This is a genomic window from Kitasatospora cinereorecta, assembly GCF_024172095.1.
Taxonomy (GTDB): Bacteria; Actinomycetota; Actinomycetes; order Streptomycetales; family Streptomycetaceae; genus Kitasatospora; species Kitasatospora cinereorecta.
On sequence record NZ_JAMZDX010000006.1, the window covers coordinates 159,551 to 173,888 of the forward strand.

12 protein-coding genes and 1 tRNA gene are annotated in these 14,338 nt (G+C 72.6%); 5 read left to right on the forward strand and 8 right to left on the reverse strand.

Going from position 1 to position 14,338, the window contains the following annotated elements; translation table 11 throughout:
* Positions 1–20: 20 nt before the first annotated feature.
* The 4 genes from FHR36_RS30000 to FHR36_RS30015 are packed head-to-tail and all read right to left on the reverse strand — an operon-like array spanning position 21 to position 4,452.
* Complete coding sequence (locus FHR36_RS30000) at positions 21–1,367, reverse strand: GH1 family beta-glucosidase (RefSeq protein ID WP_253802273.1); 1,347 nt, start codon at positions 1,365–1,367, stop codon at positions 21–23.
* Positions 1,368–1,396: 29 nt separating this feature from the next.
* Entirely contained in the window at positions 1,397–2,239 is an 843-nt protein-coding gene (locus FHR36_RS30005) for a carbohydrate ABC transporter permease (protein WP_253802275.1), read from the reverse strand.
* The gene (locus FHR36_RS30010; protein ID WP_253802277.1) at positions 2,232–3,140 is read right to left on the reverse strand and encodes a carbohydrate ABC transporter permease; all 909 of its coding nucleotides are present in this window, start codon (positions 3,138–3,140) and stop codon (positions 2,232–2,234) included. Before FHR36_RS30010 ends, FHR36_RS30005 begins: the two co-directional genes overlap by 8 nt.
* Position 3,141: 1 nt before the next feature.
* Positions 3,142–4,452: an ABC transporter substrate-binding protein gene (locus tag FHR36_RS30015; protein ID WP_253802278.1), complete on the reverse strand. Its 1,311-nt coding sequence runs from the start codon at positions 4,450–4,452 to the stop codon at positions 3,142–3,144.
* A 153-nt stretch (positions 4,453–4,605) separates the two neighbouring features.
* Here FHR36_RS30015 and FHR36_RS30020 point away from each other — a divergent pair, with 153 nt between their 5' ends.
* Complete coding sequence (locus FHR36_RS30020) at positions 4,606–5,841, forward strand: ROK family transcriptional regulator (RefSeq protein ID WP_253802279.1); 1,236 nt, start codon at positions 4,606–4,608, stop codon at positions 5,839–5,841.
* A 133-nt stretch (positions 5,842–5,974) separates the two neighbouring features.
* Here the strand turns inward: FHR36_RS30020 and FHR36_RS30025 are convergent, their stop codons facing one another.
* Positions 5,975–8,710, reverse strand: coding sequence for an ATP-binding protein (locus FHR36_RS30025; protein ID WP_253802280.1), 2,736 nt, complete (start codon positions 8,708–8,710; stop codon positions 5,975–5,977).
* Positions 8,711–8,833: 123 nt separating this feature from the next.
* Between FHR36_RS30025 and FHR36_RS30030 the strand changes: the two genes are divergently transcribed.
* The 4 genes from FHR36_RS30030 to FHR36_RS30045 all read left to right on the forward strand — a co-directional run bounded on the left by FHR36_RS30030 (position 8,834) and on the right by FHR36_RS30045 (position 11,471).
* A complete protein-coding gene (locus FHR36_RS30030; protein ID WP_253802281.1) occupies positions 8,834–9,211 on the forward strand; it encodes a nuclear transport factor 2 family protein in 378 nt (125 codons plus the stop codon).
* A gap of 81 nt (positions 9,212–9,292) precedes the next feature.
* Positions 9,293–10,702, forward strand: a complete 1,410-nt coding sequence (locus FHR36_RS30035) for an MFS transporter (RefSeq protein ID WP_301330879.1) — start codon at positions 9,293–9,295, stop codon at positions 10,700–10,702.
* A gap of 97 nt (positions 10,703–10,799) precedes the next feature.
* Positions 10,800–11,165: a type II toxin-antitoxin system RelE/ParE family toxin gene (locus tag FHR36_RS30040; RefSeq protein ID WP_308199675.1), complete on the forward strand. Its 366-nt coding sequence runs from the start codon at positions 10,800–10,802 to the stop codon at positions 11,163–11,165.
* Positions 11,166–11,471, forward strand: coding sequence for an XRE family transcriptional regulator (locus FHR36_RS30045; RefSeq protein ID WP_253802282.1), 306 nt, complete (start codon positions 11,166–11,168; stop codon positions 11,469–11,471).
* An 80-nt stretch (positions 11,472–11,551) separates the two neighbouring features.
* On the opposite strand, the gene FHR36_RS30050 is transcribed toward FHR36_RS30045, so the two are convergent.
* The 3 genes from FHR36_RS30050 to FHR36_RS30060 all read right to left on the reverse strand — a co-directional run bounded on the left by FHR36_RS30050 (position 11,552) and on the right by FHR36_RS30060 (position 14,093).
* Positions 11,552–11,625, reverse strand: a tRNA-Thr gene (locus FHR36_RS30050).
* 93 nt (positions 11,626–11,718) lie between these two features.
* A complete protein-coding gene (leuE, locus tag FHR36_RS30055; RefSeq protein ID WP_253802283.1) occupies positions 11,719–12,381 on the reverse strand; it encodes a leucine efflux protein LeuE in 663 nt (220 codons plus the stop codon).
* 134 nt (positions 12,382–12,515) lie between these two features.
* Entirely contained in the window at positions 12,516–14,093 is a 1,578-nt protein-coding gene (locus FHR36_RS30060; protein ID WP_253802284.1) for an alpha/beta hydrolase, read from the reverse strand.
* Positions 14,094–14,338 lie beyond the last annotated feature (245 nt).

The following is a 14,338-nucleotide window of genomic DNA, read 5'->3' on the forward strand; positions in this document are numbered from 1 at the left end:
CCGGTCCACCGCGCGGTGGCTCAGCGCGCGGCGGACCGGTGGGAGGCGATCAGCTGCGCGTAGCGGTGGCCGCTGGCCTTGACGGTGCGGCGCTGGGTCCCGTAGTCGACGTGGACCAGGCCGAAGCGCTTGTCGTAGCCGTACGCCCACTCGAAGTTGTCCAGCAGCGACCAGGCGAAGTGGCCGGCCACCGGGGCGCCCTTGGCCGCGGCCCGGGCGCAGGCGGCCAGATGGGCCTCCAGGTAGGCGGTGCGCTCCGGGTCCTCGACCCGGCCGTCCGCGGTGACGGTGTCGCGGTAGGCGGCGCCGGACTCGGTGACGTGGATCTCGGTGGCGCCGTACTCCTCGGTGAGCCTGAGCAGCAGCTCCTCCAGGCCGGCGGCGTGCACCTCCCAGCCCATCGCGGTGTGCTCGGCGTTCGGGCCGGCGACCTGCCGGAAGCCGGGCACCGGTGCGCCCGGGTCGTCGGCGACGACCTGGCGGAAGTAGTAGTTGAGGCCGATCCAGTCGAGCGGGGCGCCGATGAGTTCCAGGTCGCCGTCGCGGACGGGCAGGTCGACGCCGTACAGCTCGACCATGTCCTGCGGGTAGCCGCGGCCGAACACCGGGTCCAGCCACCAGCGGTTGATGTGTCCGTCGGCCCGCCGGGCGGCGGCCAGGTCGGCGGGGTCGCTGCTCGCGGGCTCGATGGTGGAGAGGTTGTTGGACAGGCCGATCCGGGCGCCGGGGACGGCCGCCCGCAGGGCCTGGACGGCGAGCCCGTGGCCGAGGTGCAGGTGGTAGGAGGTGCGGACGGCGGCGGTGAGGTCGGTCAGGCCGGGTGCCATCGTCCCCTCCAGGTGGCCGATCCAGGAGGAGCAGAGCGGCTCGTTGAGGGTGCCCCAGTGGGTGACCCGGTCGCCGAGCCGTCCGGCGACCGCGGCGGCGTACTCGGCGAAGCGCTCGGCGGTGGCGCGCTCGGGCCAGCCGCCGCGGTCCTGCTGGGCCTGCGGGAGGTCCCAGTGGTAGAGCGTGGGGAAGGGGGTGAGGCCGCGCTCCAGCATGCCGTCGACCAGGCGCTCGTAGAAGTCCAGGCCGGCGGGGTTGATCCGGCCGTCGGCCTGCGGCACCACCCGGGGCCAGGCGATGGAGAAGCGGTAGGCGTCCAGGCCGAGGCGCCGGGCCAGGTCGAGGTCCTCGGGCCAGCGGTGGTAGTGGTCGCAGGCGGTGTCGCCGGTGTCGCCGCCGTCGATCGTGCCCGGGGTGTGCGAGAAGGTGTCCCAGATCGAGGGGGCGCGGCCGTCCTCGTCGACGGCGCCCTCGATCTGGTAGGCGGAGGTCGCCGCGCCCCAGCGGAAGCCGGCGGGCAGCGCGTCGAGGTCGTTCACGTGGGGCCTTTCGATGGGGAGGAGGGCGGTCACTTGACGGCTCCGGCGGTCAGTCCGGCGACCAGGTAGCGCTGAAGCAGCAGGAAGCCGGCCACCACGGGCAGGCTCACCACCAGCGAGGCGGCCATCACCTGGTTCCAGTACACGTCGGTCTGGGTGGCGTAGCCCTGCAGGCCGACGGCGAGGGTGCGGGTCTCGTCGTTGGTCAGGACGGAGGCGAACAGCACCTCGCCCCAGGCGGTCATGAAGGCGTAGACGGCGACCGCGATGATCCCGGGCATCGCGGCCGGGACGACGATCTGCACCAGGGTGCGGATCGGGCCGCAGCCGTCCACCGAGGCGGCCTCGTCCAGGTCGCGCGGGATCGAGTCGAGGTAGCCGGCCAGCATCCAGATCGAGAAGGGCAGCGAGAAGGTCAGGTAGGTGAGGATCAGGCCGCCGCGGCTGCCGTACAGCGCGATGCCGGTGGAGTTGCCGATCGAGACGAAGATCAGGAACAGCGGCAGCAGGAACAGGATGCCGGGGAACATCTGGGTGGAGAGCACCGTGACGGTGAACAGCCGCCGGCCGCGGAACCGGTGGCGGCTGACCGCGTAGCCGGCCAGCAGCGCGATCAGCACCGACAGCCCGGTGGCGCTGCCCGCCACGATCAGCGAGTTGGTGAAGTACCGGGCCAGCGGGACCGTGGTCCAGATGTCGACGTACGGGCGGAGCGTGGGGTGGCTGGGGATCCACCGCCAGGGCCCCTGGACGTCCTGCAGCGGCTTGAGCGAGGAGCTCAGCATCACGGCCACCGGGGTGAGCGTGAAGACGGCGAGCACCAGCAGGACGGCGCGGCGCAGCCAGCGGAAGGAGGCGGGCGGGTCAATCATCGGCGCCCCTGCGGCGGTTGGTGGCGACCAGGTACCCGGCGGTCACCAGCAGCAGGAAGAGCAGCAGCAGCACGGACATGGCCGATCCTGCGCCGAAGTTCCAGGTGACGAACGAGGACTGGTAGATGTGGATGGAGATCAGGTCGGCGGCCTTGGGGGCGGCCTTTCCGAACAGCACGAACGGGGTGTTGAAGTCGTTGAAGGTCCACAGGAACAGGACCAGGACCAGCACCTGGTTGACCGGGCGCAGTGAGGGCAGGGTGATCCGGCGAATCTGCTGCCACACCCCGGCGCCGTCCATCGCGGCGGCCTCGTAGAGCTCGCGCGGGATGTTCTGCAACCCGGCGGTCAGGGTGAGGAAGGCGAACGGCCAGGAGCGCCAGACCGAGACGGTCAGCAGCGCCCAGAAGCTGTTGCCGCCGATCAGCCAGAACGGCTTGTCGCCCACCAGGTGCAGTTGGTCGTGGAGCACGTGGTTGATCAGTCCGGTGTCCCGCTGGAACATGAAGGTCCAGGTGATCACCGCGGTGAACACCGGCAGCGCGTACGGCAGCAGGAAGGCCGCGCGGAGCAGGCCGCGGCCGCGGAAGGCGTCCTGCATCATGATCGCCGCGGTGGTGCCGATCAGCCAGGACAGGCCGACCGACAGCACGGTGAAGGCGCAGGTCACCCCGAAGGAGTCGAGCAGGGCCCGGCCGACCGGGGCGTCGAAGTCCACCGCCGTCCGGTAGTTGGCCAGGCCGGTCCACGGGGCGGCCGACCAGTCCCGGATGAAGAACTGGGTCAGCTGCTTGAGGCTCATCACCGAGCCGACCAGCATCGGGACCAGGTGGATCAGCAGCTCCGCCGCCAGGGCGGGCAGCAGGAGCAGGTAGGGCAGGGCGGTGCGGTAACGGGTCACGTCAGTTGGCCGGCATCTGCTGCTGGGCCTTGGACAGTTCGGCCTTGACCGCGGCCTCGGTGACCGGCTTGCCGGCGGCGGCCGAGGCGAGCAGGTTCTTCACCGCGGTGCCGACCAGGGTCTCGAACTGGCTCTCACTGGCCACCTGCGGCAGCGGCGCGGCGCCGGTGGACAGCACCCCCGCCAGGGTCTTCAGCTCCGGGGTGGCGAACGCCGGATCGGCCTGCGCGGCCTTGACCGGCGGCAGCGAGCCGTAGGTGGAGTTGAGCAGCTTCTGCTCGTCGTCGCCGGTCATGAACTTCACGAAGCTGAGCGCGCCGTCCAGGTTCTTCGTGTTCTTGAAGACGGCCAGGTTGATGCCGGCCACCATCGAGCTGGTCGCCTGCGGTCCACTGGACCCGGCCGGGACGGGCACCGGGGCGACCCCGTAGTCGTCCGGGTTCATCCCGTGCGACTTGAGGTTGGCGCCGGCGGCCTGCCACATCAGCATGGCGGCCTTGCCGGTGGCGAAGTCGGTGACCGACTGGTTGGCGGCGTACTCGGCGTTGCCCGGCGCGGCGATCCGGTCGGTGGCGATGAAGTCGACGTACTGCTTGACCGCGGCGACCGCCTGCGGGGAGTCGAACTGCGGCTTGCCGGCGGCGTCGTAGAAGCCGGTGCCGTGCTGCATGCCCAGGGTGAAGGCGTGGTGGACGTTCTCCGAGACGTTGCCGCCCTCGATCGCCAGGCCGTACTGGGAGCCGGTGGTGAGCTTCTTGCCGTCGGCGACCAGCTCGTCCCAGGTGGCGGGCGGGTTGGCGATCCCGGCGGCCTGGAACAGCTTCTTGTTGTAGTACAGGCCGTACGCCATCGAGTAGAGCGGGACGGCCGCCGGGTCCTTGCCGGCCGCGCCGGCCGAGGCGATGGTGGCGGGCAGGAAGCGGTCCTTGCCGCCGATCCTGTCGAAGGTCGCCTGGTCGAACGGCAGCAGCGCGCCGGTCGCCTGCAGCGAGGCGGACCAGGTGTTGCCGATGTTCAGCACGTCCGGGCCCTGGCCGGAGGCGGTGGCGGCGAGGATCCGGTTGAGCAGGTCGGACCAGGGGATCACCTCCAGGTTGACCTTGATGCCGGTCTGCTGCTCGAACTTTCTCAGCTCGGGCTCCAGCACCTGCTTGTCGTTCTCCAGGCTGGTGCCCTGGTTGGACGCCCAGTAGGTGAGGGTCTTGGGGCTGGAGTTCGAGCCGGAGGAGGCGGACCCCCCGCCGCAGGCGGTGGTGGTCAGGACGATCGCGGCGGCCAGGGCCAGGGCGGCGGGGATCCGGCGGGTGGGCATGGTGGAGCTCCTCGTCATCGGCGCAGTCGGTGAGGTCGGCGGAGTCGGTGAAGTAGGCACGGAAGGTGCTTACTTCACGGCGAGATTTAACGTCTGAGAAAAGTTGGCGTCAAGGTCTCGCGCAGCGTAGATTCAGCGCAGGAGGGAGAGCAGATGACCACCCGAGGCAAGCAGACCGTCCGTGACCTGCGGCGCGGCAGCAGGTCCACCCTGCTGCGCCGGCTCTACTTCGAAGGCCCGCTCAGCCGGCAGGAGCTCGGCACCGCCACCGGACTGAGCGCCGGCTCCATCAGCAACGTCACCGGCGAACTCCTCGCCGACGGGCTGATCGAGGAGTGCGGCTCGGTCGACTCCGACGGCGGCCGCCCCCGCATCCTGCTCCGGGTCGTCCCCGACCGCGCCCACCTGGTCGGCGTCGACATCGGCGAGACCCAGGTCCGGGTCGGCCTCTTCGACCTCGCCCGCACCGAACTCGCCGCCAGCGACCACCCCCTCGACGAGACCGGCCACGATGTCGGCCACGTCGTCGACCTCATCACCACCGGCCTCACCGAGGTCCTCGCCCGCACCGGCATCACCGCCGAAGAGGTCCTCGGCGTCGGCGTCGGCGTCCCCGGCATCGTCGAACAGGGCGCCGGACCCGACGCCGGCGACACCGCCGTCGTCCACGGCCAGACCTTCGACTGGAACGCCGTCCCGCTCGGCCGCCTGCTGCGCGCCCGCACCCCGCTGCCGCTCTTCGTCGACAACGGCGCCAAGACCCTCGGCCAGGCCGAGATGTGGTTCGGCGCCGGCCAGGGCGCCCGCAACGCCGTCGTCGCCCTCTTCGGCTCCGGCGTCGGCGCCTGCGTCATCGCCGACGGCGCCCGCTTCCGCGGCGCCACCAGCAGCGCCGGCGAATGGGGCCACACCAAGGTCCACGTCGGCGGGCGCCGCTGCCGCTGCGGCTCCCGCGGCTGCCTCGAGGCCTACGTCGGCGCCGAAGCCCTGGTCGAACGCTGGGCCGACGCACCCCCCGGTGCCAGCGAGAAGGCCGGCCTCGCCGCCCTGCTCGCCGCCGCCGAAGCCGGCCGCCCCGGCGCCGTCGCCCTCCTCGACGAGGCCGCCGAACTCCTCGGTGCCGCCATCGCCGACCTCATCAACCTCTTCAACCCCGAACGCATCGTCATCGGCGGCTGGGCCGGCCTCATGCTCGGCCCCCGCCTGCTCCCCGCCGTCCGGGACGCCGCCACCGCCTACGCCCTCGCCTTCCCGCGCGCCCAGACCACCATCACCCTCAGCCGCCTCGGCCCCGACGCCGTCACCCTCGGCGCCGCCACCCTCCCGCTCACCCACTTCCTCGAATCCGGCGGCGAACTCCCCCGCCACGCCACCCGCGCCGCGGGCTGAGCGCTCCCCCGGGCAGCGCCCCTTCAGGGGCGCGAGGAACTGCGCGCCAAGCCATGCACCCCCGTAGAGCGGTGGCCGTTCCCGCAGTTCCCCGCGCCCCTGCTGTGAGCCCTGCCCGTCGCGCCTGCGCGTCTTACACCAACCCCGCCAACTCCCCCCGCGAAGCGATTCCCAGCTTCGGGTACGCCTTGTACAGGTGGTGCCCCACCGTCCGCGGGCTCAGGAACAGCTGCGCGGCGATGTCCCGGTTGGTCAGCCCCTGCGCCGCCAGCCGGACGATCTGCGCCTCCTGCGGCGTCAGCACCGACAGCGCCGACCACTCCTCCGCCGGTGCCGGCGCCACCGTTCCCGTGGCGGTCAGCTCGCCCCGCGCCCGGTCCGCCCACGGCCGCGCCCCCAACCGCTCGAACACCTCCAGCGCCCCGCGCAGGTACGGCCTGGCGTCCGTCCGCCGCCGCTCGCGCCGCAGCCACTCGCCGTACAGCAGCGCCGTCCGCGCCTGCTCGAACGGCCGCCCCGTCCCCTCGTGCAGCTTCAGCGCCGCCCGGTACGCGGACTCGGCGAGCTCGTCCGGCCCGAGCAGCGCCTGGCAGCGCAGCCGCAGCGCCTCGGCCCACGGCCGCCCGCTCGCCCCGGCCCACCGCGCGAACCGCTCGTACGGCTCCGCGGCCCGCTCCGCCGCGCCCAGCCGTACCGCCGCCTCCACCAGGTCCGGCACGGCCCGCGTGGCCCCCACATGGTGCCGGTGGTTCCCGCCCGCCAGGCCGCCCAACCGGTCGAGCGCCTCGCCGGCCCGCCCCTGCCCGAGGTCGAGCAGGCCGAGCGCCCACTGCGCCCACGGCTCCCCGGCCGCCGGAGCCGCCGACTGCGGCGCGGCACCCGCCGGTGCGACCGTCCCCAGCGCCGCCGCGGCCAGCTCGGCGCACCGCTCGGCGTCCCCGGCCAGCGCCGCCAGGCAGGCCAGCAGCGCACTCAACTGGCTGACCCACTGGTACTGCCCGGTGTCCCGGGCCAGCGCCAGCGCCTCGCCGGCCGTGACCTCGGCCTCGCGGTGCCGCCCGTGGAACAGCTCCGCCTCCGCCAGGAAGAACTGCAGCGTCGGCAGCACCCCGACCGCGCCGCCGCCCCGCGCCTCGGCGATCAGCTCACCGGCCAGTTCGAGCGTCTCGTCGTCCCGCCCGGCGACCAGCGTCGCCCCGCACAGCTGAACCAGGTCACCGGGCGTCTCGGCCCCCGCCCCGCGCGCCGCCGCCACCACGTCCCGGACGGCGGGCACCACCGCTGCGGGCCGCCCGACCGCCGGGAACACGGCGGCCGGCAGGTACCCGACCAGCGGGGTGAGCGGGTCCCCCGCCGCCAACTCCAGCGCGGCCAGCCGCTCCAGCACCGCGACCACGGGCTCCTCGCCCACGTACCACGCCGCGTGGAACGCCTGTAGCAGCATCCGGGCCGCGTGCGAGGGCTCCACCTCCGCTCCGGCCGCCGCCACCAGCAGCCGGTACGCCGCCGGGTAGGACCCCCGCCAGAAGTGCGCGGTCGCCCGCACATGGTCGAGCAGGGCATGGACATCCGCGCGGTCCGTACGCGCCGCCGCCCGGTCCGCCAGCACCTCCGCCTGCCCCAGCCGCCCCTCCGCCGTCGCCGCCTCCGCGGCCAGCACCAACCGTCGGGTGGCGCCGTCCCGGTCGGGGGTGAGCCGGGCCGCCCGCTCGTACGCGGCGGCGCTCCCCGGCCCGCCGCGCGCCGCCGACCGGACCGCCGTCCGCTCCAGCGCGTCCGCCAGCTCGGCGTCCACACCGGTGGCGGCCAACGCCAGATGCCAGGTGCGCCGGTCGCCGTCCTCCAGCACCTCCCCGATCGCCCGGTGCGCCGCCAGGCGCTGCTGCAACGGCCCACGCTGCAGGATCGCCGCCCGCAGGAGCGGATGCCGGAACACCAACCGGCGGTCCAGGGTCGTCGCCACCAGCCCCGCCTCCTCCGCCGGAGCCAGCTGACCGCCGTCCGCCCCGAGGACGGCGCCGGCCGCCAGGACGACGTCCAACTCGCCCTGCTCCTCGGCCGCGGCGACCAGCAGCAGGGTCTGGCACGCCGCCGGCAGCACCGTCACCTGCCCGTGGAACGCCATCACCAGCCGGCTCGTCAGCGGCAACCCCGCTGCCCCCGCCGACCGCCCCTCCACCCCTGCCCCGACCGGGAGTTCACACAGCGCGAGCGGATTCCCGGCCGCCTCCGCCAGCAGCCGCGCCCGCGCCTCCCCCGCCTCCGCGACCCCACCCAGCCGCGCATCCAGCAACCGCCCGGCGTCGGTGTCCCCGAGCGCCTCCAACCGCAGCTCCGGCAGCCCCGCCGCCACCTGCGCCGACCCACCGCCGTCCCGTACGGCCAGCAGCAGCACGACCCCTTCCGCCTGCAGCCGTCGCGCCGCCAGCAGCACCGCGTCGAGGGACGCGCCGTCCAGCCACTGCACGTCATCCACCACGCACAACAACGGCCGCTCCGCGGCGAGTTCACCGAGCAGCCCGAGCACCGCCAGCCCGGTGAGCAAGCGATCCGCCGCCCCGCCCTCGGCCAGTCCGAACGCTGCCTCCAGCGCCCGCCGTTGCGGCCCCGGCAGGGCCCCCAACCGATCAACTACCGGCCCGAACAGCAGACTCAGCCCGGCAAAGGGCAGTTCGGCCTCGTATTCGACTCCGGCCGCCCGGATCACCCTGAACGACTCCCCCGCCGCTTCGACCGCATGGTCCAACAGCGCCGACTTCCCGATGCCCGGCTCCCCGCGCAGCACCAGTACCCCGCTGCGACCGCCACCCCTGGCCTCGGCGAGCAGCCCGTCCAGGACGGCCTGCTCCCGTTCCCTCCCGTACAGCATCCCCCGACCCTACCCGCCGGCACCTCCGTACACCCCTACCTATCCGTGACCGATTCGCCCACCCCACCCCCGCTCCTACCGTGATGACCAGCGAGAACAACCCACTCACACACGGGAGATGCCATGACCACCGTTCAGCCGACCGACCTCCGCCTCCTCGCCGAGCGCTACCTCGCCACCTGGAACGAGACCGACCCCACCGCCCGCCGCAAGCTGGTCGACGAGCTCTGGGCTGAGGACGGCCGCTACACCGACCCGCTGGCCGCGGTCACCGGCCGCGAGGCCATCGACGCGCTGCTCGGCGCCGCCCAGAGCCAGTTCCCCGGCCTGGAGTTCACCCTCGGCCCGGTCGACGCCCACCACGACATCGCCCGCTTCACCTGGAACCTCGGCCCGGCCGGCGCCGAACCCCTCGTCATCGGGTTCGACGTCCTGGTCGCCGACGACCACGGCCGCATCACCGCCGTCCACGGCTTCCTCGACCGCGTCCCCACCGCCTGAATCCCCACCCACCCGGGGGCGGCCACCCACCTCCCAGGCCGCCCCCTCCCACCCCTTCTCCCACCCCTTGGAGTCCGACCGATGAGCACCGCCCTCCCCACCCGCCCCACCCCCACCGCCCACCATCCGTCCCACGCCCCCCGCGGCCTGCTCCCCGTCGTCCTGGCCGCCACCTTCATGACCTCCCTCGACGTCTTCGTCGTCAACGTGGCCCTCCCCTCCCTCCAGGCCGACCTCAGAGCCGGGCCCGCCGCCGTCCAGTGGGTGGTCGCCGGCTTCGCCCTCGCCCTCGCGGTCGGCCTGATCACCGCCGCCCGACTCGGCGACCGCTACGGCCGGCGCCGCGTCTTCGAACTCGGCCTGGCCCTCTTCACCCTCGCCTCCGCCGCCTGCGGCCTCGCCCCCACCGCAGCCACCCTGGTCGGCGCACGCGTGGCCCAGGGCCTCGCCGCAGCCCTGATGGGCCCCCAGGTCCTCACCATCCTGCGCACCGCGTACACCGGCGCCGCCCAGGCCCGCGCGTTCGCGATGTACGGGCTGACCATGGGCGTCGGCGCGGTGTTCGGCCAGCTCATCGGCGGCGTCCTGATCCGCGCCGACCTGTTCGGCCTGGACTGGCGCAGTTGCTTCCTGATCAACCTCCCGGTCGGTCTGGCCGCCCTTGCCCTGGTCCGCCGCTGCCTGCCCGAGTCCCGCGCACCCCGGCCGCCCGGCCTCGACCCCGTCGGCGTCGCCCTCTCCACCACCGGCCTGACCGGCCTGGTCCTCCCCCTCATCCAGGGCCGCGCCCAGGGCTGGCCACTCTGGACCGTCCTCCTCCTGATCGCCTCCACCGCCCTGCTCGCCGGCTTCGTCCTGCACCAGCACCGGACCCGCACCACCGGCTCCCCGCTGGTCGACACCCGCCTCTTCCGCAGCCGCACCTTCGCCGCCGGCCTGGCCGCCCAACTCGCCTTCTGGCTCGGCCAGGCGTCCTTCTTCCTGGTCCTCGCCCTCCACCTGCAACTCGGCCGCGGCCTCGACGCCCTCGCCGCCGGCCTGGTCTTCACCGCCATCGGCCTCGGCTACCTGATCACCTCCACCACCGCCGACCGCATCTCCGCCCGCCTCGGCCGCCACGCCCTCACCCTCGGCGCCCTGCTGATGGCCGCCGGCCTCGGCCTCCTCGCCCTCGCCGCCGAGCCCGGCCCCACCACCTCCGTCTGGTGGCTCACCCCCGGCCTCTTCATCGACGGCCTCGGCATGGGCCTGGTCATCGCCCCCTTGACCTCCGCCGTCCTCGCCGACATCTCCCCCCACCTCGCCGGCTCCGCCTCCGGGGTCCTCGCCACCGTCCAACAGGTCGCCGGCGCCCTCGGCATCGCCCTCCTCGGCCTCCTCTACTACGCCGCCCCCACCCCCACCACCGCCTTCACCCACAGCCTCGCCGCCCTCACCACCCTCGAACTCCTCCTCGCGGCCCTCCTCCAACTCCTCCCCCGCACCCCCTGATTCGACCCGAACCCCCAGGCCACCCCCTCGACCGTGCCGACAGCTCGGGGAATAACGTGCAGCGCATATAGCTTCCAGCGCATACTCGGGGAGTGGCTTGGGAAGTCTCGTTACACGAAGAGGTCGACATCTGGTTCGTCAAGCTCAGCGAAGACGAACCGGAAACCGCCGACAGGTCACGGCGGCCATCGACAGGCTCGAAGCCGAAGGCCCCACCCTGGGCCGCCCGCTCGTCGACCGGATCAAGAAGTCGAAGCACCACAACATGAAGGAGCTGCGGCCCCGCACAGACAGCGAGACCGAGATCCGCATCCTGTTCGCTTTCGACCCCGATCGCGAAGCCATCCTTCTGATCGCCGGCGACAAGGCCGGCGTCTGGAACAAGTGGTACGACGAGAACATCCCCGCTGCAGACGCCCGGTTCGACGAGCACCTCAAGAAGATCAAGGAAGGCGAGAAGTAGATGGCCAGATCCTGGAAAGAGGTCCGGCCCCAGGTTGTCACCGATGAAGCCCGGGTCGCCGCACACCGCGCCAAGCTCGACGCCGAAGTCCGCGCGTACCGCCTCGCGGAGATCCGCAAGGAGCAGGCGCTCACACAGGTCGAGGTCGCCGAGATCATCGGTGTGACCCAACCGAACGTGTCCCGCCTGGAGAAGGGCGAGCTCGACAGTGCCGCACTTGCCACCATCCGCGCCTACGTGGAGGCACTCGGGGGCAAGCTTCGCCTGGTCGCCGACTTCGGTGACCGCCAGCTCGTCATCCAATAGCCCCGCCGATGCATCACCCCAAGCAAAGGGCTGAACAGCAGAAGGCCCGGTCAGAGGAACTGACCGGGCCTTCCATTCTGAGCCGCCTATGGGATTCGAACCCATGACCTACGCATTACGAGTGCGTTGCTCTGGCCAACTGAGCTAAGGCGGCACCGCTACCGGCTTCGGCCGACCGCAGGGGTCGAGCATCGCATCGGCAACGCGGGCCAGTCTACACAGTTTCCGCCGGTGATCCGCACCGGCCTCAGGCGGAGGAGACCGCCAGCTTGGCGGCGAAGCCGGCGAAGAGGACGGCGACGCCGCTGGTGAGGCCGGCGGAGAGACGCTTGCGGCGGCGGAAGGCGGTGGCGAGGGTGGTGCCGGCGAAGATCAGCAGCGAGAGGTAGAGGACGCTGAAGGTCTGCAGGATGCCGCCGAGGAGGCCGAAGGAGAGGGCGGGGAGGCCGTAGTTCGGGTCGACGAACTGGGTGAAGAAGGAGAGCAGGAAGAGGATCGCCTTGGGGTTGAGGAGGCTGATCACCAGAGCGCGCCGGAAGGGTCGCTCGCCGGCAGCCGGGACACCCTCCTCAACCGGCTCGGCGTCCACAGCCGCAGCCGCGCGCCGCTCGAGCCAGAGCTGCCGGGCGGAGCGGAGCATGTTGAAGCCGATCCACAGCAGGTAGGCGGCGCCGCCGAACTTCACGACCGCGAACACGGCGGGATTGGCCTTGAGGAGGGAGGCGGCGCCGAGCGAGGTCAGGCTGATGAGGGTGAAGTCGCCGAGGAAGACGCCGGCGGCGGCCTGGTAGCCGGTGCGGATGCCCTTGCGGGCGGCCACCGAGAGCACGTAGAGCGAGTTCGGACCGGGAAGCAGGACGATGACCAGGGCGCCGAGTATGTATGTGGCCAGGTCGTTGACTCCGAGCACGGGGGCTCCTACCGGACGGGCGCGCGGGTGGCGACACGCAAACAGCGAAGGTGGGGGCGCCATCGTATCCGCCAGGGCCGTCAGCCAGAAACGGTAATTACCGCGAGCAGAAGTGGGAGCAACCCGCGACGGCACTACTTCGCGCAGGTGGTCCCGTTCGCCGGTGCGTCCCCGCCGAGCAGGTAGCGGTTGACCGCCGCGTCGATGCAGTCGTTGTGCCGGCCGTACGCGGTGTGGCCGTCGCCCTCGTAGGTGAGCAGGCGGCCGGACTCCAGCTGGCCCGCGAGGGACTTGGCCCAGGCGTAGGGGGTGGCGGGGTCGCGGGTGGTGCCGATGACGACGATGGGGGCGGCGCCGGCGGCGCGGATGGTGTGCGGGGCGCCGGTGGCCTTGGTCGGCCAGTAGGCGCAGCCGAGGGCCATCCAGGCCATGTCGCGGCCGAAGTGTCCAGAGGCCTGCTCGAAGTCGGGGACGGCCTGCTCGACGGCGGCGGGGTCGGCGAAGGGTGCGGGGAGGTCGAGGCAGTTGACCGCCATGTTGGCGAACATCAGGTTGGGGTAGCTGCCGTCGCCGCTGCGCTCGTAGTAGTCGTCGGAGAGGTTGAGCAGGTCGCTGCCGTCGCCGGTCCTGGCGGTGGTGAGGGCCTGACGCAGGCGGGGCCACAGCGATTCGGCGTACATGGCCTGGATGACGCCGGTGGTGGCGAGCGATTCGGTGAGTGGGCGTCCGGACGCGGTGTGCAGCGGCTGCGCGTCGATCTTCTTGAACAGGGCGTCGAGCTGTTCGCCGGCTTCCTTCTCGGTGTGGCCGACGGGGCAGTCGTCGCGCTTGACGCAGTCGGCGGCGAAGGCGTTCCAGGCGGTCTCGAAGCCGCCGGCCTGGGTGCGGTTGCCGGTGCGGGAGTCGAGCGAGGGGTCGATGGAGCCGTCGAGGACCATCCGGCCGACCCGGCTGGGGAAGAGTCCGGCGTAGGTGGCGCCGAGGAAGGTGCCGTACGACTTGCCGAGGTAGTTGATCTTGGGGTCGCCGACCAGAGCGCGCAGGACGTCCATGTCCCGGGCGGCCTCGACGGTGGAGACGTGCCCGATCAGGTCGCCCGAGTTGGACTGGCAACCGGCGGCGAACTCCTTGTCGGCGGCGACCAGCGCGTCGATCTCGCCCTGGTCGTCGGGGGTGATGTCGATGGCGGCGTAGGCGTCCATCCGCGGACCGGTGAGGCAGGCGACGGGGCTGGACTCGCCGACGCCGCGCGGGTCGAGGCCGACCAGGTCGTACGAGGCGCGCAGGCCCGGGTCGATGCCGCGGGCGGAGCCCTGGACGTACTCGATCGCGGAGCCACCGGGGCCGCCGGGGTTCATCAGCAGGGAGCCGAGGCGGTGGGCCGGGTCGGAGGCGGGCTTGCGGATGGCGGCGAGGGTGATGTCGTGGCCGCCCGGGTGGTCGTAGTCGAGCGGGACCTTGAAGGTGGTGCACTCGTACTCGTAGTGGCAGCTCTGCCAGCTCAGCTTCTGGCTGTAGTACGGGGCGAGGGCGGCGGGGGTCTCGGCGGGGAGCGGCTGCAGCGGGGCGGCGCCGTTGGGAATCGCGTCGGAGGAGGTGGCGGGCGCGGCGCTGCCGGCGGGACCGCTCCCCGAGGTGCACCCGGCGAGCAGCAGCGCGGCGGTCACCGCAGCGGCGACAGGGGCGGTCCGGCGGTACCGGGCAGCGCGCATCTGTGTCTCTCCCTCGGGCGCCGTACCGGAGCTGTTCCCTCGGGCACCGGACCGGCCGGCGCCGTACGTCGGCGGTGTTTCGCAGCCTAAGGCCTGTCTGACTATTCGCGCCGGATCAGTGGGCGGCGTTGGAGTGCGTGGCTCGGCGGCGCGGAGGAGGGAGTCCATGCGGTGGGGGCACCTCCCGGCCGGAGGCTGGGGGCCATCGGCGACCGACGACAATCCGGCGGTGGGCCCCTCCTGCC

Coding starts and splice junctions, on each gene's coding strand:
- FHR36_RS30005 (WP_253802275.1), bottom strand. CDS start 2,239: ATGATTGACCCGCCCGCCTCCTTCCGCTGGCTGCGCCGCGCCGTCCTG.
- FHR36_RS30015 (WP_253802278.1), bottom strand. CDS start 4,452: ATGCCCACCCGCCGGATCCCCGCCGCCCTGGCCCTGGCCGCCGCGATC.
- FHR36_RS30020 (WP_253802279.1), top strand. CDS start 4,606: ATGACCACCCGAGGCAAGCAGACCGTCCGTGACCTGCGGCGCGGCAGC.
- FHR36_RS30025 (WP_253802280.1), bottom strand. CDS start 8,710: ATGCTGTACGGGAGGGAACGGGAGCAGGCCGTCCTGGACGGGCTGCTC.
- FHR36_RS30030 (WP_253802281.1), top strand. CDS start 8,834: ATGACCACCGTTCAGCCGACCGACCTCCGCCTCCTCGCCGAGCGCTAC.
- FHR36_RS30035 (WP_301330879.1), top strand. CDS start 9,293: ATGAGCACCGCCCTCCCCACCCGCCCCACCCCCACCGCCCACCATCCG.
- FHR36_RS30045 (WP_253802282.1), top strand. CDS start 11,166: ATGGCCAGATCCTGGAAAGAGGTCCGGCCCCAGGTTGTCACCGATGAA.
- FHR36_RS30060 (WP_253802284.1), bottom strand. CDS start 14,093: ATGCGCGCTGCCCGGTACCGCCGGACCGCCCCTGTCGCCGCTGCGGTG.